This window comes from Massilia sp. BGA-UO-ETr-WB1 (assembly GCF_059567845.1).
Genome location: NZ_JCAQOT010000023.1, coordinates 887939 through 907177 on the forward strand (window position 1 = coordinate 887939; position 19239 = coordinate 907177).

General features: G+C 65.8%; 24 protein-coding genes and 1 pseudogene. 9 read left to right on the plus strand and 16 right to left on the minus strand.

Translation table 11 applies throughout. The annotated features are described in order from the left end of the window. Positions 1–52: 52 nt before the first annotated feature. The 10 genes from AC56DV_RS12320 to AC56DV_RS12365 are packed head-to-tail and all read right to left on the minus strand — an operon-like array spanning position 53 to position 9225. Positions 53–754 carry an ABC transporter ATP-binding protein gene (locus AC56DV_RS12320; RefSeq protein WP_496314567.1) on the minus strand — a complete coding sequence of 234 codons (702 nt, stop codon included), beginning with the start codon at positions 752–754 and terminating at the stop codon, positions 53–55. Next, complete coding sequence (locus AC56DV_RS12325; RefSeq protein ID WP_496314568.1) at positions 747–1493, minus strand: ABC transporter ATP-binding protein; 747 nt, start codon at positions 1491–1493, stop codon at positions 747–749. The genes AC56DV_RS12320 and AC56DV_RS12325 overlap by 8 nt, the downstream gene beginning before the upstream one ends. Beyond that, on the minus strand, positions 1486–2436 hold the full coding sequence (locus AC56DV_RS12330; protein ID WP_496314569.1) for a branched-chain amino acid ABC transporter permease: 951 nt from the start codon (positions 2434–2436) through the stop codon (positions 1486–1488). The genes AC56DV_RS12325 and AC56DV_RS12330 overlap by 8 nt, the downstream gene beginning before the upstream one ends. Continuing rightward, positions 2433–3305: a branched-chain amino acid ABC transporter permease gene (locus AC56DV_RS12335; RefSeq protein WP_496314570.1), complete on the minus strand. Its 873-nt coding sequence runs from the start codon at positions 3303–3305 to the stop codon at positions 2433–2435. The genes AC56DV_RS12330 and AC56DV_RS12335 overlap by 4 nt, the downstream gene beginning before the upstream one ends. Further along, positions 3305–4471, minus strand: a complete 1167-nt coding sequence (locus tag AC56DV_RS12340) for an ABC transporter substrate-binding protein (RefSeq protein ID WP_496314571.1) — start codon at positions 4469–4471, stop codon at positions 3305–3307. The genes AC56DV_RS12335 and AC56DV_RS12340 overlap by 1 nt, the downstream gene beginning before the upstream one ends. Continuing rightward, positions 4468–6123: a class I adenylate-forming enzyme family protein gene (locus AC56DV_RS12345; protein ID WP_496314572.1), complete on the minus strand. Its 1656-nt coding sequence runs from the start codon at positions 6121–6123 to the stop codon at positions 4468–4470. The genes AC56DV_RS12340 and AC56DV_RS12345 overlap by 4 nt, the downstream gene beginning before the upstream one ends. Next, positions 6123–7277, minus strand: a complete 1155-nt coding sequence (locus AC56DV_RS12350; protein ID WP_496314573.1) for an acyl-CoA dehydrogenase family protein — start codon at positions 7275–7277, stop codon at positions 6123–6125. The genes AC56DV_RS12345 and AC56DV_RS12350 overlap by 1 nt, the downstream gene beginning before the upstream one ends. A gap of 29 nt (positions 7278–7306) precedes the next feature. Beyond that, positions 7307–8107, minus strand: coding sequence for an IclR family transcriptional regulator (locus AC56DV_RS12355; protein WP_496314574.1), 801 nt, complete (start codon positions 8105–8107; stop codon positions 7307–7309). Positions 8108–8160: 53 nt separating this feature from the next. Further along, on the minus strand, positions 8161–8832 hold the full coding sequence (locus AC56DV_RS12360) for a phosphoribosyltransferase (protein ID WP_496314575.1): 672 nt from the start codon (positions 8830–8832) through the stop codon (positions 8161–8163). 57 nt (positions 8833–8889) lie between these two features. Next, positions 8890–9225 carry a flagellar basal body rod C-terminal domain-containing protein gene (locus AC56DV_RS12365; protein ID WP_496314576.1) on the minus strand — a complete coding sequence of 112 codons (336 nt, stop codon included), beginning with the start codon at positions 9223–9225 and terminating at the stop codon, positions 8890–8892. A gap of 307 nt (positions 9226–9532) precedes the next feature. Between AC56DV_RS12365 and AC56DV_RS12370 the strand changes: the two genes are divergently transcribed. The 3 genes from AC56DV_RS12370 (at position 9533) to AC56DV_RS12380 (ending at position 12827) form a co-directional block, all read left to right on the plus strand. Beyond that, positions 9533–10576, plus strand: coding sequence for an alpha/beta hydrolase family protein (locus tag AC56DV_RS12370; RefSeq protein WP_496314724.1), 1044 nt, complete (start codon positions 9533–9535; stop codon positions 10574–10576). A gap of 140 nt (positions 10577–10716) precedes the next feature. Beyond that, positions 10717–11748 carry an alpha/beta fold hydrolase gene (locus AC56DV_RS12375; protein ID WP_496314577.1) on the plus strand — a complete coding sequence of 344 codons (1032 nt, stop codon included), beginning with the start codon at positions 10717–10719 and terminating at the stop codon, positions 11746–11748. A 14-nt stretch (positions 11749–11762) separates the two neighbouring features. After that, on the plus strand, positions 11763–12827 hold the full coding sequence (locus AC56DV_RS12380) for an alpha/beta fold hydrolase (RefSeq protein WP_496314578.1): 1065 nt from the start codon (positions 11763–11765) through the stop codon (positions 12825–12827). Position 12828: 1 nt separating this feature from the next. On the opposite strand, the gene AC56DV_RS12385 is transcribed toward AC56DV_RS12380, so the two are convergent. Then, entirely contained in the window at positions 12829–12984 is a 156-nt protein-coding gene (locus tag AC56DV_RS12385) for a hypothetical protein (RefSeq protein ID WP_496314579.1), read from the minus strand. Here AC56DV_RS12385 and AC56DV_RS12390 point away from each other — a divergent pair. Genes AC56DV_RS12390 through AC56DV_RS12415 form a run of 6 tightly spaced genes read left to right on the plus strand, consistent with a single transcriptional unit; the run spans position 12983 to position 16070 of the window. Beyond that, positions 12983–13483, plus strand: a complete 501-nt coding sequence (locus tag AC56DV_RS12390; RefSeq protein WP_496314580.1) for a type II toxin-antitoxin system RelE/ParE family toxin — start codon at positions 12983–12985, stop codon at positions 13481–13483. The genes AC56DV_RS12385 and AC56DV_RS12390 overlap by 2 nt on opposite strands. After that, a complete protein-coding gene (locus tag AC56DV_RS12395; protein ID WP_496314581.1) occupies positions 13480–13869 on the plus strand; it encodes a hypothetical protein in 390 nt (129 codons plus the stop codon). The genes AC56DV_RS12390 and AC56DV_RS12395 overlap by 4 nt, the downstream gene beginning before the upstream one ends. A gap of 37 nt (positions 13870–13906) precedes the next feature. Beyond that, positions 13907–14578 (plus strand): SOS response-associated peptidase, encoded by a 672-nt coding sequence (locus AC56DV_RS12400; protein WP_496314582.1) that lies wholly within the window; start codon positions 13907–13909, stop codon positions 14576–14578. Positions 14579–14588: 10 nt separating this feature from the next. Next, positions 14589–14951, plus strand: coding sequence for a translation initiation factor Sui1 (locus AC56DV_RS12405; RefSeq protein WP_496314725.1), 363 nt, complete (start codon positions 14589–14591; stop codon positions 14949–14951). Next, the gene (locus AC56DV_RS12410; RefSeq protein WP_496314583.1) at positions 14948–15490 is read left to right on the plus strand and encodes a DUF2867 domain-containing protein; all 543 of its coding nucleotides are present in this window, start codon (positions 14948–14950) and stop codon (positions 15488–15490) included. Before AC56DV_RS12405 ends, AC56DV_RS12410 begins: the two co-directional genes overlap by 4 nt. Beyond that, a complete protein-coding gene (locus AC56DV_RS12415) occupies positions 15480–16070 on the plus strand; it encodes a nucleotidyltransferase family protein (RefSeq protein WP_496314584.1) in 591 nt (196 codons plus the stop codon). Before AC56DV_RS12410 ends, AC56DV_RS12415 begins: the two co-directional genes overlap by 11 nt. A 109-nt stretch (positions 16071–16179) precedes the next feature. On the opposite strand, the gene AC56DV_RS12420 is transcribed toward AC56DV_RS12415, so the two are convergent. From AC56DV_RS12420 to AC56DV_RS12440, 5 genes and pseudogenes are all read right to left on the minus strand, one after another. Beyond that, positions 16180–16398, minus strand: coding sequence for a helix-turn-helix domain-containing protein (locus AC56DV_RS12420; protein WP_496314585.1), 219 nt, complete (start codon positions 16396–16398; stop codon positions 16180–16182). Positions 16399–16480: 82 nt separating this feature from the next. Then, positions 16481–16624, minus strand: a pseudogene (locus tag AC56DV_RS12425) (type II toxin-antitoxin system RelE/ParE family toxin); the annotation flags it as partial. A gap of 53 nt (positions 16625–16677) precedes the next feature. Continuing rightward, the gene (locus AC56DV_RS12430) at positions 16678–17484 is read right to left on the minus strand and encodes a substrate-binding periplasmic protein (protein ID WP_496314586.1); all 807 of its coding nucleotides are present in this window, start codon (positions 17482–17484) and stop codon (positions 16678–16680) included. Positions 17485–17499: 15 nt separating this feature from the next. After that, the gene (locus AC56DV_RS12435; protein WP_496314587.1) at positions 17500–17841 is read right to left on the minus strand and encodes a zinc ribbon domain-containing protein YjdM; all 342 of its coding nucleotides are present in this window, start codon (positions 17839–17841) and stop codon (positions 17500–17502) included. 98 nt (positions 17842–17939) lie between these two features. Beyond that, positions 17940–18602 carry a hypothetical protein gene (locus tag AC56DV_RS12440; RefSeq protein ID WP_496314588.1) on the minus strand — a complete coding sequence of 221 codons (663 nt, stop codon included), beginning with the start codon at positions 18600–18602 and terminating at the stop codon, positions 17940–17942. Positions 18603–19239: the final 637 nt, after the last annotated feature.

Consider the following 19239-nt stretch of genomic DNA (forward strand, 5'->3'; position numbering starts at 1 on the left):
TTTTACCATACGCAGCAATTCCGGGTCGCCCGGTTTGAGCCTTGGTGATTGCTCAGTGATTGAAATACAGGTCGTGCAGTTGGGTCAAACTGACTTCGCCGGCAGGCTGGGACAGCGCTACTTTCCCGCCTTGCAGCAGGTAGACGTGATCGGCGATGGCCAGCGCGCGCTCGGTGTTCTGCTCCACCAGGACGATGGTGCGGCCCTCGGCCTTGAGCCGCGCCAGGATCTCGAACAGTTCGTTCACCACCAGCGGCGCCAGGCCGAGCGAGGGCTCGTCGACGATGAGCAGCGTGGGGTCGGACATCAGGCCGCGCGCCATCGCCAGCATCTGCGCTTCGCCGCCGGACAGCGAGCCGGCCAGCTGTCCGCGCCGTTCGCGCAGGCGCGGGAACATGTCGTAGGCCGCTTCCAGCCGGTTGGCAGCGTGCGCGCGGTGCGCCTTGTTGAAGGCGCCCATGATCAGGTTTTCCTCCACGTTCATGTCGCGGAACACCATGCGGCCCTCTGGCACCATGGCCAGGCCCCGGTCCGCCATGTCCCAGGTGGGCGTGCCGTCCAGGCGCTTGCCGTGCAGGGTGATCTGCCCCTGCTTCAGCGGCACCAGGCCCATGATGGTGCGCAGCAGCGTGGTCTTGCCCGCGCCATTGGGGCCGATGATGGTGGTGACGCGCCCCGGCTGCATCGCCAGCGACACATCCCACAGCACGTTGATGGCGCCGTAGCCGGCACGCACATTGTTCAGTTCAAGCATGGTTCGCTCCCGATGCTGCCGGCCCGGCACCCGTATAGCTCTTGATGACGGCCGGATCGCGGAACACTTCGTCCGGCGTGCCGTCCGCGATCAGTTCCCCGAAATTGAGCACCGCCACGCGCGGGCACAGGCTGCTAATGGTTTCGATATCGTGCTCGATGATGACGATGCCCACGCCGAAGCGCTGGTGCATCTCCTTGAGCATGCCCATGAAGCGCCGCTTGCCGCTGGTTTCCAGCCCGGCCAGCACCTCGTCCAGCAGCAGCAGCTTGGGATTGGTGGCCAGCGCCTTGGCCACTTCCAGCGCTTTCAGCTCGGTCAGCGACAGGCAGGTGGCAGCGTCGCGCCGGGCCTTGCCAGCCAGGCTGGTGAAGTCCAGGATCTCGTCGATGCGCTCCGGGTCCACCTTGCCGGTGCCGAAGCGCTGCGCCACCACCAGGTTTTCGCGCACCGTCAGCTCGTGCATGGGCTGCGGAATCTGGAAAGTGCGGCCGATGCCGAGGCGGGCGCGCCGGTACATGGGGGCGCGCATCACGTCGCGGCCTTCGAAACGGATCTCCCCGGCGGTTGGCTTCACCAGCCCGGAGATGGCGTTGAACAGCGTGGTCTTGCCGGCGCCGTTCGGCCCCACCAGGCCGATCACGTCGCTGCTGCCGATCTTCAGCGAGACGGCGTTGACGGCGGTGAGGCCGCCGAAGCGCACCGAGAGCCGGTCCAGTTCAAGCTCGGAATCAGGCATTTTTCCTTTTCCTTCCAAAACCGCGCAGCAGCGGCATCAGGCCGTTGGGGCTGAGGACGATCATCAGCACCAGCAGCACGCCCAGCACCAGCTGGTGGCCGGTGGGCAGCAGTTCCTTGAACAGCAGCTGGTCCGCCAGCGACACGAACACCGCGCCGGCGATCGGCCCGACGATGGTGCGGTAGCCGCCGAAGATGGCGGCCACGATGGGCAGCGTGACCCACAGGCCGTGGAAGGCGTAGTCCGGTTCCAGGAAGTTGATGGTGTGCGCGTTGAAGGCACCCACCACGCCCGCCATGAAGGCCGACACCGTCAGCATGGCCGCTTTCAGCAAGGTGCTGTTGACGCCCACCACACGCGTGGCGTCCTCGCTGTCGTGCATGGCGCGCAGGGCCAGGCCGTAGTGGCTGGCGCGGATGGCGGCGTAGATGAAGGCGAACACCACCACGATGGTGAGGATAATGAGGTAGGCGCCTGCCTTGCCGCTAAAGTCGTAGCCGGCCAGCGTGGGCAGCGCAGGAATGTTGGCCAGCCCGCCCGCGCCGCGCGTGACCGAGGTCCATTCGGTGGCGATAATGCGGAAGATGTGGGCGTAGGCCAGGATGGCGAGCGCGAAGTAGGGCCCTCGCAGCCGCAGCACCGGCAGCATGGCGATGGAGGCCGCCGCCGCGCCCAGGCCGCCCAGCAGCATGGACGGCAGCACCGGCACGCCCAGGCGCATGCTGCACAGCGCGGACACGTAGGCGCCCACGCCGAAGAAGGCCGAGTGGCCGAAACTGATCATGCCGCCCAGGTTGCCCAGCAGCGCCCAGGACAGCGCCACGCCGCCGATCACCAGCGCGGCCACGATGGTGCTCATCACGTAGTGGTTGCCGGACAAGGTGAGCGGCACCACCAGGTAGGCCAGGATCAGCGCGGACAGCACGCCGTTGTTGATCTTCATCCGCGCCTCCTTGCCGCGCCGAACAGGCCGTTGGGCATGACGAACAGCACCAGCAGGAACAGCGACATGCCGGCCAGTTCCTGTAGCGCGGAGCTGGCCAGCGTGACGGTGAGCGCTTCGCACACGCCCAGCAGCACGGCTCCCAGCAGCACTCCGGGGATCGAGCCTATGCCGGCCAGCACGGTGATGATGAAGGCCTTGACGGTGAGCGCGCTGCCGTACGATGGCTGGATGACGCCGTAGCTGAACAGCGCCACGCCGGCGAATGCGGCCAGGATGCCGGCCACGATGAAGGACACCAGCTCCACCTTTCCGGGGTTGATGCCCATCAGTTTGGCGGCGTCGCGGTTGCTGGAGACGGCGCGCAGCGCGCGGCCGTACCAGCTGCGCGAGAGCCACCACCACAGGCCGGCCATCAGCGCCAGGCTGACGCCGAAGAAAATCAATTCGCTGCGCATGCTGTACAGCGGGCCGACCACGAAGGCTTCCTGCAGCCAGCTGGAGTTGGTGGTGCGGATGTCGGCTTTCCAGATCAGCAGGATGGCGTTGGTGAGGATGACGCCGATGCCGTAGGTGAGGATCAGCGAGTTGATTTCGCGGTCCTTCCTGATGCGGTTGACGATCCAGTACACGCACACCGACGCGAAGCCGACCAGCACCAGCGCCAGCGGAATGGCGAACACCGGCCCCAGGCCGGCTTTGGATTCCACCGTGTAGGCCAGGTAGGCGGCCAGCAGCACCAGCTCGCCGTGCGCGAGGTTGATGATCTTCATGGTGCCGAACACCAGCGCCAGGCCGAGCGCGATCAGCGCGTACGAGCCGCCTTGCAGCAGGCCGGAATACAGCGCCTGGAGGATCAGCTCTGTCATTACCAGGGCACGGCCGGGTAGGCGATCTTGCCGGTGGCGTTGGCTTTCGGCCAGACGATGACGATCTTCTTGTCCTGGTGCTGGCCCATGCGGTGCACGAAGTTGGGGTTGTCGCCGTTGGCGGAGAACTGTACGCGGCCGATCAGCGTTTCGCGGTTGGTCTTGCGCATTTCCTCGGCGATGCCGCCGCTTTTCACGCTGCCCTTGTCGGCCGCGCGCGCGATGGCTTCGAACAGCAGCATCGACTGCACGTAGCCGAACTGGCCCAGGTAGTCCGGCTCCTTCTTGTAGAGCTGCTTGTAGGTCTCCGAGAAGGCTTTGCCGTCGGCGGTTTCAAAGGTGGCGGGGAAGGGCAGCAGCGCGGTGCCGAACACGTTCGGCATCAGGTCGGGGAATTCGGCGGCCATCTTGGGCGTGGCCAGCGACCACACGCCGACCATGGCTTTCAGGTTGGGCTTGAGCACGCGCGCGGCGCGCAGGATGCCGACGTAGTCGTTCTCGTAGCCGGACATCAGCACCAGCTCGGACTTGTCCTGCAGCTTGACCTTGTTGATGATGGGCTTGAAGTCGGTGATGGCCGGGTCGAAGGAGTGCGAGGCCGCCTTGATGCCTTTCGATTCGAGTACCTTCTGGATGGATTTGGCCAGGTCGGAGGTGGCTTCCTTGGTGGAGTAGATGATGGAGACGGATTTGGCGCCGACGTCGTCTATCAGCCCGAGCACGGCCTTTTCGTAGCCGGCGGTGTTATTGATGCGGAAAAAATTCTTGCGGCCGCTGGAGACCAGGCTGTCGTCCACGCCGCCGGAGGTGATGTAGACCAGGTTCAGTTTATTGGCCGCGTCCGAGGCGGGGGCGATGTTGTTGGAGCCGTAGCCGCCGGTGATGGCGACCACGCCCTGGCTGTGCAGCTTTTCCACTGCGGCGATGGCTTTTGCCGGGGCGGATTCGTCGTCCACGGTGATGATCTTGATTTTGTGTTTGCCGTTGGTCTTGTTGAACACTTCGGCCGCCACCATCACGCCTTCCTGCATGCCGGCGCCGACGCGGGCGAGGGAGCCGGTGAGGGGCAGTTCGGCGCCAACCAGGAATTCCTCGGCGCGCGCTGCGCCCGCGAGTGCTGCCGACATCAGGGACGCCAGGGCGATCTTCTTGTACAGGCTGTTCATTTTTTGGTCTCCGGGGTTTGCGCCAAGGGTTGGGCCATAGGTTGGGCCATAGATTGCGCCAGTTGGCGTAGCTGGCTTTTCAGTATCTTGCCGGTGGCGGCGGCTGGCAAGGCTTGCATGGGGATGATCTCGCTGGGGCGCTTGTAAGGCGAGAGCGCTGCCGCCAGGTGGGCGTGCAGTTCGGCGATCGGCTCGGCGGCCAGGTGGCGCGGGTCCAGTTCGACGTAGGCGATGACTTCCTCGTTGCCGTCCGCTGCGGCGCGCCCGACCACGGCGGACTGGGTGACGGCGGGGTGCGCGTTCAGCACGGTTTCCACTTCGAGCGGGTAGACGTTGAAGCCGGAACGAATGATCAGTTCCTTGGTGCGGCCGACGATGAACAGCGCGCCGTCCGGGTCCTGGCGGGCCACGTCGCCGGTGTTCAGCCAGCCGTCGGCGTCGATGGCGGCGGCGGTCAGCGCGGGTTCCTTGTAATAGCCGAGCATGACGTTGGGCCCGCGCACCCACAGTTCGCCGGTTGCCGCCGGCGAGGCGCCGGCCTTGCCGCTGTCTGCCGGGACGATGCGGGTTTCCACGCCGGGGATGGCGTAGCCGACCGAGGTGTCGGTGCGCGGGGCGTCGAGGCGGGTCTGGCTGATGGTGGGCGAGCTTTCGGTCATGCCGTAGCCGTTGTGCAGCGGCTGGCCGAGCAGCGCTTCCACCTGGCGCTTGAGCACCGGATCGAGCGGCGAGCCGCCAGCGTAGGCGAAGCGCAGGCTGGTGCCCAGCGCGCCGGCGCTGACAGTCCCGTGCCGGCTGGCCGCTTCGAGCAGCCGTGCATACATTGCCGGCACGCCTTGCAATATGGTCAGCCCGTCCTCGCGCAGGGCATGGAGCAGGGCGTCCACTTCAAAGCGCGGCTGCAGGTGCAGGCAGGCGCCCGCGTACAGCGTGCCGAGCATGACGGACGCCAGGCCGTAGACGTGCGAGATCGGCAGCACGCCGTAAGCGCGGTCGGCGGGCGTGAGGCCGCGCAGGGTGCTGGACACGGCGGCGATGAACAGCAGGTTCCTGTGCGACAGCATCACCCCCTTGGACTGGCCGGTGGTGCCGGTGGTGTAGATCAGCGCCGCCGGCTGCTGCGCGCTGAAGCAAGCGCCACCCGCCACCGGCTCGGGCGCGGAGCCCGGCGCGTCGTTCAGCGGCCCTATCATCCACTCCCCGAACAGGCACGATTCGCGCTGCGCGCCATGCCGCTCGCCGTGCGCCGCCGCTTCCTGCGACACGCCGCTGCAGTAGATAACCCGCCGGGCGCCCGAATGCTCGCGGAACTGGTCGATCTCGCGCGCCGACAAGCGGCTGTTGGCGTTTACCACCCACGCATCCATGCTGGCCGCCGCGAAGATCAGCGCCACCTGCGCCACCGAATTCTCGCCCACCACCATCAGCCGGTCCCCGGGCCGCACGCCCAGCGCGCGCAAGCGCTCCGCCGTCGCATCCACCGCCGCCACCAGCTCGCCGTAAGTCCATACGCGGCGCTGCGCCGCAATCCCGGAATCGCCCGCAGGCACGGCTTCGCTCAACGCCGGCGCATCGGGCGCGAGCGCTGCCCAGCGGCGCGGGATGTCGCTGATGCGCGCTGGCAGGCCGGCGAGGAGGGCGGCGATATCCATCAGCCCTGCGCCGCCTTGATCATATTGCGTGCAATGACGATCTGCTGGATCTGCGAGGTACCTTCGTAAATCCGGAACAGCCGCACATCGCGGTAGAACCGCTCCGCCGCATATTCGGAAATGTAGCCGGCCCCGCCGTGAATCTGCACCGAACGGTCCGCCACGCGGCCGCACATCTCCGACGCGAACAGCTTGCAGCACGACGCCTCGGTGGAGATGTCCTGCTTGTTGTCGCGCTTGCGCGCCGCGTCCAGCACCATGCACTTGGCCGCGTAGATCTCCGCCTTGCTGTCGGCCAGCATGGCCTGGATCAGCTGGAAGTCCGCGATGGCGTGGCCGAACTGCTCGCGCTCCATGGCATAGCGCAGCGCGTCCTCCAGCATGCGTTCGGCCGCGCCGACGCACACCGCCGCGATATGCAGCCGGCCCTTGTCCAGCACCTTCATGGCCGTCTTGAAGCCCACGCCCTCCTTGCCGCCGATGAGGTTCGCCGCCGGCACGCGGCAGTTCTCGAAGATCACGTCGCAGGTGTGCGCGCCGCGCTGGCCCATCTTCTTGTCGATCTTGCCCAGCGTGAGGCCGGGTGTGCCGCGCTCCACGATGAAGGCCGAGATGGCGCCGGCGCCCTTGCGCGCGGCGTCGGTGCGCGCCATTACCGTGTAGATGCTGGCCTCCGGCGCGTTGGTGATATAGCGCTTGGTGCCGTTCAGGATGTAATGGTCGCCGTCCCGCACGGCCGATGTGCGCAGCGAGGCCGCGTCCGACCCGGAGCCGGGTTCGGTCAGCGCGAAGGAGCCGATGATTTCGCCCGCCGCCAGTTTGGGCAGGTAGTGCCGCTTCTGCTCCTCGGTGCCGTCGATGACGATGCCCTGGGAACCGATGCCGTTGTTGGTGCCGATCAGCGAGCGGAAGGCCGGCGAGGTGTAGGCGATCTCGAACGCCACCCGCACTTCCTCCTCCATGGTCAGCTGCAGGCCGCCGTAGGCCTCCGGGATGGACAGCCCGAACAAGCCCAGCTCGCGCATCTGCGCCACCACCGCCGGCGGAATCTGGTCCGTCTCCGCCACTTCCTGCTCGTGCGGCAGCAGCACCTCGCGCACGAAGCGGCGTACGCTGTCGAGCAGCAGGTTCAGGGTTTCTTCGTCGCGTATCATCTTGTTCCCATAGTGTTCCCGGCGTGGGCTCAGCCCCGGCCGAGTATCGTGTCGATCCGGCGCACCAGCTGCACCAGCTTCGGCCCCAGGTCCTCTTCCAGCCGCGCGTGCGACAGCAGGAAGGCCGGCCCGCCGCAGTTAAACGCCATCACCTGTTCGCCGTCCAGCCCCCGCACCGGCACGCCCACCGCGTGCACGTCGCCCTGCCATTCGCCGGCGGACATGCAAAAGCCCCGGTCCTGGTAATCCTTGAAGCCTTGCTCCACGCCCGCCTTGACCTGCGGCCAGCTGGCCTCGTCGCGCTGGCGCACGCGGTCCAGCAGGTAGTTGCGCTCCGCCTCCGGCAGCACGCACAGCAGGGCCTTGCCCATGGCGGTGGTGGCCATCGGTATGCGCGCGCCCACGTCCAGCCGCAAGGTGACGTTGGCGCTGCTGCGGCAGCTTTCCACGTAGACCATGCTGAGCCGGTCGCGCGCGCCCAGCGACACGGACGCCTGCGCATGCTCGGCCAGCTCCTCCATCAGCGGGCGCGCCAGCTTGCGCAGATCCATGGTGGACAGCATGCGGTAGCCGAGCGCCAGCACGCCGGCGCCCAGCTGGTATTTGCCCAGCGATTCGGAATAGTTCAGATAGCCCAGCGTGGTGAGCGTGTGCGTCAGGCGCGACACGGTGGGCTTGGGCAGCGAGCTGCGCTTGGCCAGCTCGGCGTTGGTCAGGTAGACGTCGCCCGGTCCGAAGCAGCGCAGCAGTTCCAGCCCGCGCGCCAGCGCGTTGACGAACTGCCGGTCCTTGGCGTCGTCGTCGCTGAATACTTCGATCTCGTCGTGCATGCAGGGCCCCGGTGTGATCCAGGCGCCAAGTTTGACAAGCTGCAACGGACCTGTCAATCGTTTTGTGAAACGGCGGTTTGCACAGCGAAACACTGCCGCAGCAGTTTCACGGCTTCCTCCTGCTCCACCTGCGGGAAGCGCTTGTAGTACTGGCTCACTGCGGCAAAGCGCATGGGCGCGTGCAGGCAGACCACGCGGTCGGCCAGCTCGGCGACGCGCTGCAGCGACTGCGGCGCGGCCACCGGCACGGCGGCAATCAGCTCCAGCGGCAACTCGCTGCGCACCGCGCGCAGGGCGGCGGCCATGGTGGCGCCGGTGGCCAGGCCGTCGTCGACGATGACCACGTGGCGGCCGCAGGGATCAGCGGGCGGCCGGCTGCCGCTATAGTCGGCGCGGCGCTGGCGCAGCACGGCCAGCTGCTCGGCGGCAACCAGCTCGAGCCAGGCGCGGCTGGCGTCCGTCATGGGATAGTCCGCGCCGATCACGCGGTTGCCGCGCTCGTCGATGGCGCCGATGGCGTATTCGGGGTCGATCGGCGAGGGCAGCTTGCGCACCAGCACCACGTCCAGCTCGCCCTCCAGCTTGCGGGCCAGGATGGCGCCGATGGGGATGGCGCCGCGCGGTATCGCCAGGATCAGCGGATGGTGCAGGCGCAGCAGTTGCAAGCGCTGCGCCAGTTGGCGCGCGGCATCCTTGCGGTCCTTGAACAGGTAGGAGGAGGGCATGCGGCCTCGCTATGCGGGTAGTCCTTTCAGACAGCATAGCGCGGCGACGGGGCGGCGTCAGGCTTTGATGTCGATCAGCGTGCCGATGCGTTCGTCGGCCGCCTGGATGACTTTGGCGTTCAGCTGGAAACCGGCCTTGTAGACCAGGGAATTGGTGATTTCTGTGGCCAGGTCGGCGCCGCTGCCGGCAGAGGCCCCTTCGGACGCGGCCAGGCCGCGCCCCTGCGCGGACAGCGTGACGCCGGTGCCGCCCGGGCTGGCTTCGTGGAACTGGGCCTGCTGGGGCTGGTAGCCTTGCGTGCTGGCATTGGCAACGTTGTGCGCCGCGACACCAAGCGCCTGCTGGTTCGCGTTGAGGCCGGAAGCCCCGGCGCTGAGGGCGGATACACTCATGGTCTTTCCCTTGGGCAATGGCTGCCAGTGTACCCCGTTCGATTGCGTGGCGCAATCGCCAGACGGCAACTGTTGCCACAAAAAAAGGCAGCAGTTTTAGCGTTCTGGTATTGCCTTTGGAAAACTTGGCCCGCAGAATTGGGTTATTGTCCCGTTCGATTCCTGGAGCCGCATCATCGACACCGCCGCGTTCAGTTTGCCCCGCAGCCTTGCCGCCCTTGCCCTGGCTCTCTGCTGTGCCTCCCAGCCTTCCCATGCCGCCGCGCCGCGCTCCTTGCCGCCGTCACAACTGAACGAGCAGGTCGTGATGATTCCGGCCGGGCCGGGGCAGGGCGTGGCGCTGGAAACCACGGTGTTCAAGCCGGACGGCGACGGCCCGTTCCCGCTGTTGGTGATCAACCACGGCAAGGCGCCGGGCGACCCCAAACTGCAGCAGCGCGACCGCTTCGTGCACATGGCCAGCGCCTTCGTGCGGCGCGGCTACGCGGTGATGGTGCCGATGCGCACCGGCTTCGCCCATTCCACCGGGCGCTATATCGACCACGGCTGCGACATGACGGCCAACGGCTACACCCAGGCCAACGACGTGCGCGACGCCATCCGCTACGCGCGCAGCCTGCACTGGGTGGATCCGCAGCGCATCGTGGTGGCGGGCCAGTCCTACGGCGGGCTGGCGACCATGGCGCTGGCCACCCAGGAGATTCCCGGCGTGCGCGGCGTGATGAATTTCGCCGGCGGCCTGCGCGTGCACGGCGGCCCGTGCGACTGGCAGGGCGCGCTGGTGCGCGCTTTCGGCGACTACGGCCGGCGCAGCAAGGTGGCCAGCCTGTGGATGTACGGCGCCAACGATTCCTACTTCGGCCCGGAACTGGTGGACCGCATGCACCAGGCTTACACCCGGGCGGGCGGCAAGGCGCGGCTAGTGGCCTACGGCGACTTCAAGCGCGACGCGCACACCATGCTGGCCAGCCGCGAAGGCGAGAAAGTGTGGCTGCCCGAGGCCGAGCGCTTCCTGGCGCGCATCGGCATGCCGGTACGGGAGAAGTTCACCGTCGCTGCCGAGGCGCCGGTGCAGGCGCCCACGGAGTACGCCGCGCTGGACGACGTGGACGCCATTCCCTACCTGGCGGGCAAGGGCCGCGCCGAGTACAAGGCCTTCCTGCAGCGGCAGATGCCGCGCGCCTTCGCCGTGTCGCCCACCGGCGCGTGGGGCTGGGCCGAGGAGGGTGAAGACCCGCGCGGCAGCGCGCTGGCCGCCTGCCAGACCAAGAGCCGGCAGCCCTGCCAGCTCTATTCGGTGGACGATTACGTGGTCTGGCGCGCCGTGGCCAGCACCGGGCGCACCGAATAGCGGGTTTGTATTTCAATGTATCCGGCGTGTACACCAATACACGGCATTACACAATCGTCCAGATTCCCACACATGGCTGATACATAGCCGCACTATCATTTCTTCCATCGGTTCTTTACAACGAACAGGGGAGAAAAAAGATGGTCAACGAAACCAACCAGCAACGCCGCCGTTTCTTTGGTACCGCCGCCGCCGCACTGGCGATCGCGCAATTCGGGCTGGCCGGCGCCGCCGCCGCGCAGGCGGCCAGTCCGCAGTCCGGCGTGGCGCCGTCCTTCGGCCAGCTCAAGCAGATCGACGCCGGCCTGCTGAACATCGGCTACGTGGAAGCCGGCCCTGCCAACGGCGCGCCGGTGGTGCTGCTGCACGGCTGGCCGTACGACATCCACGCCTTCGCTGAAGTGACGCCCATCCTGGCTGCGGCCGGCTACCGCGTCATCGTTCCCCATCTGCGCGGGCACGGCACCACGCGCTTCCTGTCCGCCGCCACCTTCCGCAACGCGCAGCAGTCGGCGGTGGCGCTCGACATCATCGCGCTGATGGACGCGCTGAAGATACCCAAGGCCGTCATCGGCGGCTTCGACTGGGGCGCGCGCACGGCCTGCATCATGGCCGCGCTGTGGCCGGAGCGCGTCAAGGCGCTGGTGTCGGTGAGCGGCTATCTGGTGACCAATATCGACACCCGCGCGCTGCCGCTGCCGCCGAAAGCCGAGCATGACTGGTGGTACCAGTACTACCTGGCCACCGACCGCGGCGCGGCAGGCTACGCCAAAAACACGAGCGCGTTCGCCAAGTACATCTGGGAGACCGCTTCGCCCAAGTGGAAGTTCGACGCGGCCACGTTCGACCGCAGCGCCGCTTCGCTGGTCAACCCCGACCACGTGGCCATCGTGCTGCACAACTACCGCTGGCGCCAGGGTGCTGCGCCGGGCGAGGCGAAGTACGACGCGCTGGAAAGACGTCTGGCCGCCGCGCCGGCCATCACGGTGCCGACCATCACCATGGAAGGCGATGCAAACGGCGCGCCGTTCCCGCAGCCTGCCGCCTACCGCAGCAAGTTCACCGGCAAATACGAGCACCGCAACCTGGGCGGCGGCATTGGCCACAACCTGCCGCAGGAAGCGCCGCAAGCCTTCGCGCAAGCCATTCTGGATGTGGCTGCATTCAAATAAGGAGAAAGCACAGCATGGGTAACGAGATCAATCAACAGCGCCGCCACTTTGTCGCCGCCGCCGCCGCGGCAGCCGTGGCCACGCAATTCGGCCTGGCCGGCAGCGCAGCAGCGCAGCCGCAGCCGAAGCTCGGGCCGGCATCCCCGGCAGGCGCCGCAGGCGCGTTTTCGGCCGCCGAGCCTTCGTTCGGCACGCTCAAGCAGATCGACGCCGGCCTGCTCAACGTCGGCTATGTGGAAGTGGGGCCGGCCAATGGCGAGCCGGTGATCCTGGTGCACGGCTGGCCTTACGACATCCACGCCTTCGCCGAAGTGGCGCCCGTGCTGGCGGCGAAAGGGTACCGCGTGATCGTTCCCTACCTGCGCGGGCACGGCACTACGCGCTTCCTGTCCGACGCCACCTTCCGCAACGGCCAGCAAGCGGCGATATCGGTCGACATCATCGCGCTGATGGACGCGCTCAAGATACCCCAAGCCATCTTCGGCGGCTTCGACTGGGGCGCGCGGGCGGTCTGCGTGGTGGCCGCGCTGTGGCCGGAACGCGTGAAGGCGCTGGTGTCGGTCAGCGGCTACCTGGTCATCAATATCAACAACCGCGCCACGCCGCTGGTGCCGAGCGCGGAAAACCAGTGGTGGTACCAGTACTACCTGGCCACCGAACGCGGCGTGGCGGGCTACACCAGGTACACGCGCGACTTCGCCAAGTTCATCTGGCAGACCGCGTCGCCCAAGTGGAAGTTCGACGACGCCACGCTGGACCGCAGCGCGGCCGCCTTCGCCAACCCGGACCACGTGGCCATCGTGGTGCACAACTACCGCTGGCGGCAGGCGGCGGCGCCGGGCGAGGCGCAGTACGACGAGCTGGAAAGGCGCCTGGCGGCAGGTCCGGTGATCACCATGCCGGCCATCACCATGGAAGGCGAGGCGAACGGCGCGCCGTTCCCGCCGCCGGCCGGCTACCGCAGCAAGTTCACCGGCAAGTACGAACACCGCGACCTGGGCAACGGCGTCGGCCACAACCTGCCGCAGGAGGCGCCGCAAGCATTCGTCCAGGCGGTGCTGGACGTGGCCGCGCTTTGATTCAGTTGCGCCGGATTTTCGCGATGGCCGCTTCCAGCACCTCGTCGCAGCCGGCCTGTATGCCTTGCGCCGTCGGCAGCACTTCGATGTCCGGCACGATGCCTACGCGCTGGGTAGGGCGCTTGTCCGGGTAGAGCACGCCGATACCGCTGATCATGGACAGCAATCCGCCCGGCAGCGGGATGGAGGACCCAGGAAAAATACACGCATTGTCACCAGTTCAATCGTATGGTCATTTATTGCGATTAATCAATCAGGCCCGCCTTGATGAACGTTACGCTTTCCATTCTCTAACTGGAGGCTCGATCCGATTCGGGCAGATGGCCGTCATGTACAGAATACGGCAGTACGTCACGCCGGATCAGCGTATTCCGTTCCGTGACTGGTTGAGCTCGCTTCGTGACAGAGCTGCTAAACGTAAAGTGGCCACGAGGATTCTGCGCGTGGAGCAGGGGAACCTTGGCGATCACAAGTATTGTCGTGAAGGCGTTTGGGAATTGCGAATAGATTGGGGACCGGGCTACCGGGTTTACTATGGAGTGTACGGGCTGGATGTGATTCTGTTGCTGGTTGGTGGGGACAAGCGACGACAGGATGACGATATCGATCTGGCGGTACACTACTGGAAGGAATGGCAAGCGCGGAGGATGCCATGAAGGATTGCGATAACGATGTGGTGATGGGCGGGCTCTATCGGGGTGATCCCGAGTTTGCACTTGACCTGCTAAATGACTTGCTGTTGGACGGAAGCGCTACAGACGTGAGCATTGTGCTGCGCCAGGTTGCGCTGGGACGAGGCTTGCCTGTTGATCAGCGGCAGATTGAGAAAACTGCCGAGCATCTGTGTTCTCTCCGTGCCAATGCCGCCCCGCAGTGCGCGGGAAGCCGGACCAGGCTGATTTTGGCTCCGCCCTTTGTCGAAGGAGCGAATGCCGGTTGTCCAGAATCCGGTCTGTTTCCATTGCAACTGAATGAGCAACTGGCTTTGCTGGGAATGCACCTGACCTGCCAACCCTGGCCAGAGGGCGAAGCTGATTCATGATGCTGGGTTTCGCCCAAGCTGCTGGTATCATGCCCGCATGTGCGGACGATTCGATCAAAACGACACCATGCAGCGCTACCTCAGCGCTTTCGGCTGGGCCGACGCCGTCTATCGCGGCGAGGCGGGCGCCACGCCCAACGCGGCGCCGGGCACCTACCGGCCCATCCTGCACATGCAGGACGGCGTGCCGCAGATAGACGACCTGTATTGGGGCTACCGTGCCGCCTGGGCCGCGCAGAAGCTGCCGGTGTGCTACAACGCGCGGCTGGAGAAAGTGACGAACAATTACTGGGGCCGCCTGCTCAAAACGGGCCGCGCGCTGGTGCCCGCCAGCGGCTGGTACGAGTGGACCGGCCCCAAAGGCCAGCGCCAGCCCTGGCACATCCACCGCAAGGACCGCGAACCCATCTTCATGCTGGCGCTGGCAAACTTCGGGCCGTTCAAGGAGCATAAGGCCGAATCCGGCTTCGTGCTGATCACGGCCGACTCCTCGGGCGGCATGGTGGACATCCACGACCGCCGGCCGGTATGCCTGAACGCGGCCGACGCCGCCACCTGGCTGGACCCGGACCTGACCATGGAGCAGGCCGAAATGCTGGCGCGCTCGATGGCGCTGGGGCCGGAGGAATTCGAATGGTACCGCGTCAGCCCCGACCTGAACCGCGCCGGCAACGACGGCGATTACCTGATCGTGCCGCTGGCCGATTGATGACGATATGATGAAAAACAGTTCCAGGGGGGGCCTGGTCTACTCCACCGAAAGCGGCCGCATGTGCCCCGATTGCGGCCAGCCTGTGGCAGCCTGCACCTGCAAAGCCAGTGCCAAAGCCGCGCCGCTGGGCGATGGCGTGGTGCGCGTGTCGCGCCAGACCAAGGGGCGGGGCGGCAAGTGCGTCACCGTCGTCAAAGGGCTGGCGCTGGACGGCGACGCGCTGGCCGCGCTGGGCAAGCAGCTGCGCACCGCCTGCGGCAGCGGCGGCACCGTCAAGGACGGCGTGATCGAAGTGCAGGGCGACCATTGCGACGTGGTGATGGCTGCGCTCACCAAGCTGGGCCACCAGCCCAAGCGGGCCGGCGCATGAGCGGCGCACCAGCTGCCCGCCGGCCGATTCTCGCTGTGCCGGTGCCGCGCGACAGCGAAATCGCGGCGCACCTTGCCGGCTCGGATTTCCACGACTGCTACGAGATGCCGATAGCGCCGAGCGGCCGCACCGCGCTCGAGCTGTATCTGGAAGTGGTGGCGCGCACGCCGGGCTGGGTGAACCGGCTGATGGCGCTGCGCAACCGCGTGGTCGGGCTGTTCGGGCTGAAGAACCTCGGCCACCTGAACGGCGCCACCGCGCAGCGCCCGGCCAGCGAGTACCAACTGGGCGACCGGGTTGGCATCTTTTCCATCCTTTACCTGAGCGACGATGAGGTGATCCTCGGCGACGCGGACAAGCACCTGAAGGTGCGCGTTTCTGTGCGCAAGCTGGGCGCGCCGCGCAGCGCGATTGCGGTATCGACGGTGGTGCACATCCATAACCTGCTGGGCCGCGTGTATATGCTGTTTGTGGCGCCGGTGCACAAGCGCATCGTTCCCGCCGTGCTGGGGCGCTACCGGGCGGGCGATGCCGCTTGACGACGCGCTACCTTCGCCGGAGCTGCAGGCGCGGCTGGTGGAGCTGGTCCGTTCAAGCGCCGGCTTGATGGCGGCGCTGCGTGCGGCGCGGGAGTTGGGGCTGGCATCCTGGTGCATCGGTGCGGGCGCGGTGCGTTCGGTGGTGTGGGACGCGCTGCATGGCTACGCCGGGCCGACCCGCCTGGACGATGTGGACGTCGTCTATTTCGAGCATCCCGGGCAGCCGGGCCGTGACGCGGACCTGGAGCGCGCCCTGCGGTTGGCGATGCCCGCCGTGTCGTGGGAAGTCACCAACCAGGCCACGGTGCACGAATGGTTTCGCGACGCCTTGCAGCTGCAAGTCGAGCAGCTCCTTTCACTGGAAGCGGGCGTGGCCACCTGGCCCGAATACGCCACCTGCGTGGGCGTCACCTTGAACGCCGACGACAGCCTCGGCGTGATCGCCCCGCACGGCCTGGACGACCTGTTTGCCCTGCGCCTGCGCCACAACCCCGCGCGGGCGGACGCCGCCACCTACCGCCAGCGCCTAGCCGCCAAACGTTTTACCGAGCGCTGGCCCCACTTGTCGGTGGTGCCCTAGCTGCAAATACTCCAACCTGGAGAAATATGAGCAGCGTACTGCCGCCCCCGCTTCAAAACTTGCAGCGATGCAGCATGCCGGCTGCAGAGAGGAGCCTTGATCGACTGCGTTAGGAGATGACCTTGATACCCACTTGTTCAAGCTGTTCGAGAAGATTCAGGGGCGAACCGCTTGGCACGCGCTGGCCCTGTTCCCAGCGGCGGACTGTCGAGATACTGATGTTGAGCTGAGACGCCAACCGCGCGCGGCTGAGTTGCAGCCGTTCCTGTAGCGCGCGGATTCTGCTGCTGTCAAATGTTAAAGCGGGCGCCAGGCACAGTTCGTCCATCTCCCGCATTTCCTGTTCGCTGACCGCACCCAATTTGTAGAAGTCGTGAGCGGTCTCATGTGCTGCCTCGAATATCCTGCTTTTATACTTGCCCTGTTCTTAGTGCCCGCTCTACTTCGTTTGCCGAGCTCCGCAACAATAAATGAGCCGATTCCCTTAGCGCTGCGAGTTCGCTTGACGAGATGTTTTCCTGCGCGCTCTTTTCGAATCCATACACGAAGAACCATCGATCTGCAGCTTCACCGCGCCCCCGCTTCGAGGAGTTCGAGGCGGAGTGGGCTAGTGCCTTTTCGCCGTCAGCCCGAACACGGCGGGCGGAATCGCCTTCGACAGCGACTTCAGGATGTGTTTGCCGACTTCCTCGCTGCCCAGCATGTCGATGAGCACGGACTGGTCGGCAGAGGACAAGGTGCGTTTGGAAACGTAGAACCCCGCATCCTGCCAGGGAATGTCGTCGAGGGCGCTGATCGACAGCTGGCCATCGAGCCCGCTCAAGCGGGGGTCTTCAATAATCGTGTTGTAGGCGCTGCTGTACGGGAGGATGGTCACATCGGCGATCCTGGCCTGTATCCGCCGCATCAAGTCACTGAGGTCGTTGGCGTATTGCACCCGTGCCGCCATGCTGGGATCGAGCAGTTTGCGGTAGGCGGGGCCGTAGTCGAAGCCGCGCACCACGGCGATGCGCAAGTCCGTCTGCTTGAGCAGCGCGTCGACCGACTGCACGGCGGTGTCCATCGGCTTGATGCCGACCAGGACGGCGCGGTATTTGAAGACCGGCACGAAGGTCCCGGAAAGGTCGCGCTCGGGCGAGCGGGTTGACAGCACAATAACGTCCGCATCGCCCGCGCGGAACAGCATCTCGAGCCGGGCGCGCGGCACCACGGGAAACACGAACTTGCAGCCGTACTTGTCGCTCAGTTCATCCAGCAGGTCCGGGACCACGCCCGCCGCCTTGCCGTGCTTGACGACCACCGCCACGCCATGCGGTGCGACGGGAACGTTGATGGCGCGGGAACATGAAGCCCCCGCCAACCCCGGCAAGGCGCAGCAGAGGGTTGCGATGGCGGTCAGCAGGCGTGCATTCATATGGGGTCTTTTTACTTAGACTTTCTTGACGAACTCGGTCTTGAGGCTCATGTTGCCAAAGCCTTCGATCTTGCAGTCGATGTCGTGGTCGCTGTCCACCAGGCGGATGTTCTTGACCTTGGTGCCCATCTTGACGGTGCCGCCGCCGCCCTTCAGCTTCAGGTCCTTGATGACGGTGACGGTGTCGCCGTCCTGCAGGATGTTGCCGGCCGCGTCCTTGTAGACGCGCGGGCCGTCTTCTGCGTCGGCCGCCGCACCCGGCTGCCACTCATGGGCGCATTCCGGGCACACGCATTGCGTGCCGTCGTTGTAGGTCAGTTCGGAGCCGCATTGCGGGCAGGGTGGAAGTGCGCTCATGATTATCCTTGTGATGCAGGCCAAGCCTGGGAAGGGCAGCAGTATAACAGGCGGCCTCCGCAACCGGCTTGTGCAGGCGGCCTGCTCAGGTTGCCCGGTCAGGCCTTGGCCAGCGCTGCGCGCATCTGTTCTTCCAGCTGCAGCAAGTTGTCCTGAACGCCGTCGATCGTGCTCTCCATCTGCCGCAGGGTGTGATACAGCGCGGCTGGATCGACATTGCCCAGTTCCATGTCCGCGAGCGTGTTCAGCATGTGCGGACCGTTGATGGTCAGCTGGGTGTTGGTGCTGGCAGCCTGGGTGGTGTCCCGCTGCTGTGCGTACAACGCCGAGTAGCGCTGCAACAGCTCGCTCGACATCCAGCTGGCCGCCTGGCTGGCCACGGCCACGTCCCAGGCTTCGCGGCGCAGCGTGGGCGTTCTTAGATTCAGACCGAAGCGGTTGTTGGACGCCTTCATCAGGTGCTCCACCAGCTCTTTCTCCGCGGTCTTGCCCTGTATGTCGTCGCGCAATGTCTTACGCATCAGCGAGAGATGTGCCAGCTGCTTTTTGTTGGCCTCGGTGGCTAGCTGCAATTCTTTCAGATTGAAGCGGAGTTCGGCTTCGATCTTCTGCTCCGCTTCGTGCGCGCGGTGGCTGTGGTGCCAGCTTTGCGCCGCATGTTCCAGCGCCAGCGCGGTCAGGATGCTGACTACGATCATCGCGTATTCGCCCAGGAATTCCTTGGCGTTTTTGAGTCCAGCCTTTGGTACTTCGAAATGCATAAGATCGCCCAGTGAAAGTAATTCAACTGGGCAATCTTACCAGAAAGGCATGCGTATTTGCTATCGTCTTAATACTTGGCGGGCTGATTCGCGGCAGGTGTGGTTTGTTTGATGAAATCGCGGATGTCGTCGGTCGAGCGCACCAGGTCTTCCGAGCGCAGATACATCATGTGCCCGCTGCGGTAGCCCTCGAAACGCAGCCGGTCCTTCATCTTGCCGCTGGGGTCCAGCTGCCACATGGTGTACTTGGCGTCGAAGTAGGTGGTGGCGCCGTCGTAGTAGCCGGACTGCACCAGCACCTTCATGTAGGGGTTCATCGCCATCGCCTTGCGCAGGTTCTCGCCGGTGGCGTCGTTCCTGTTGTCCCACGGATTCACCGGGCCGAACATGTTGTACTTGATGTCGGTCTTGTACTGCAGCACGTCGCGCAGGTAGTGGTTGATGGCCGGCGTGAACGAGTGCAGCCACGAGGTCAGTTCGGCGTTGTAGTCCGGGTTGTCGCCGGCGTCGGCCTTGTCGATGCCCTTGTAGCGCGAGTCCAGCCGGCCCACGGTGTAGCCCTTGTCGCGCAGCAGCTCCTTCCAGAAGAAGTTGGTCGGTATCACCAGGTTGTGCTGCAGCACGGCCTTCTCGGCGA

Bases quoted from the DNA above. Each gene is read 5' to 3' on its own strand.
- AC56DV_RS12320 (WP_496314567.1), bottom strand. From the start codon at position 754: ATGCTTGAACTGAACAATGTGCGTGCCGGCTACGGCGCCATCAACGTG.
- AC56DV_RS12325 (WP_496314568.1), bottom strand. From the start codon at position 1,493: ATGCCTGATTCCGAGCTTGAACTGGACCGGCTCTCGGTGCGCTTCGGC.
- AC56DV_RS12330 (WP_496314569.1), bottom strand. From the start codon at position 2,436: ATGAAGATCAACAACGGCGTGCTGTCCGCGCTGATCCTGGCCTACCTG.
- AC56DV_RS12335 (WP_496314570.1), bottom strand. From the start codon at position 3,305: ATGACAGAGCTGATCCTCCAGGCGCTGTATTCCGGCCTGCTGCAAGGC.
- AC56DV_RS12340 (WP_496314571.1), bottom strand. From the start codon at position 4,471: ATGAACAGCCTGTACAAGAAGATCGCCCTGGCGTCCCTGATGTCGGCA.
- AC56DV_RS12345 (WP_496314572.1), bottom strand. From the start codon at position 6,123: ATGGATATCGCCGCCCTCCTCGCCGGCCTGCCAGCGCGCATCAGCGAC.
- AC56DV_RS12350 (WP_496314573.1), bottom strand. From the start codon at position 7,277: ATGATACGCGACGAAGAAACCCTGAACCTGCTGCTCGACAGCGTACGC.
- AC56DV_RS12355 (WP_496314574.1), bottom strand. From the start codon at position 8,107: ATGCACGACGAGATCGAAGTATTCAGCGACGACGACGCCAAGGACCGG.
- AC56DV_RS12360 (WP_496314575.1), bottom strand. From the start codon at position 8,832: ATGCCCTCCTCCTACCTGTTCAAGGACCGCAAGGATGCCGCGCGCCAA.
- AC56DV_RS12365 (WP_496314576.1), bottom strand. From the start codon at position 9,225: ATGAGTGTATCCGCCCTCAGCGCCGGGGCTTCCGGCCTCAACGCGAAC.
- AC56DV_RS12370 (WP_496314724.1), top strand. From the start codon at position 9,533: ATGATTCCGGCCGGGCCGGGGCAGGGCGTGGCGCTGGAAACCACGGTG.
- AC56DV_RS12375 (WP_496314577.1), top strand. From the start codon at position 10,717: ATGGTCAACGAAACCAACCAGCAACGCCGCCGTTTCTTTGGTACCGCC.
- AC56DV_RS12380 (WP_496314578.1), top strand. From the start codon at position 11,763: ATGGGTAACGAGATCAATCAACAGCGCCGCCACTTTGTCGCCGCCGCC.
- AC56DV_RS12390 (WP_496314580.1), top strand. From the start codon at position 12,983: ATGGACAGCAATCCGCCCGGCAGCGGGATGGAGGACCCAGGAAAAATA.
- AC56DV_RS12385 (WP_496314579.1), bottom strand. From the start codon at position 12,984: ATGATCAGCGGTATCGGCGTGCTCTACCCGGACAAGCGCCCTACCCAG.
- AC56DV_RS12395 (WP_496314581.1), top strand. From the start codon at position 13,480: ATGAAGGATTGCGATAACGATGTGGTGATGGGCGGGCTCTATCGGGGT.
- AC56DV_RS12400 (WP_496314582.1), top strand. From the start codon at position 13,907: ATGTGCGGACGATTCGATCAAAACGACACCATGCAGCGCTACCTCAGC.
- AC56DV_RS12405 (WP_496314725.1), top strand. From the start codon at position 14,589: ATGAAAAACAGTTCCAGGGGGGGCCTGGTCTACTCCACCGAAAGCGGC.
- AC56DV_RS12410 (WP_496314583.1), top strand. From the start codon at position 14,948: ATGAGCGGCGCACCAGCTGCCCGCCGGCCGATTCTCGCTGTGCCGGTG.
- AC56DV_RS12415 (WP_496314584.1), top strand. From the start codon at position 15,480: ATGCCGCTTGACGACGCGCTACCTTCGCCGGAGCTGCAGGCGCGGCTG.
- AC56DV_RS12420 (WP_496314585.1), bottom strand. From the start codon at position 16,398: ATGGACGAACTGTGCCTGGCGCCCGCTTTAACATTTGACAGCAGCAGA.
- AC56DV_RS12430 (WP_496314586.1), bottom strand. From the start codon at position 17,484: ATGAATGCACGCCTGCTGACCGCCATCGCAACCCTCTGCTGCGCCTTG.
- AC56DV_RS12435 (WP_496314587.1), bottom strand. From the start codon at position 17,841: ATGAGCGCACTTCCACCCTGCCCGCAATGCGGCTCCGAACTGACCTAC.
- AC56DV_RS12440 (WP_496314588.1), bottom strand. From the start codon at position 18,602: ATGCATTTCGAAGTACCAAAGGCTGGACTCAAAAACGCCAAGGAATTC.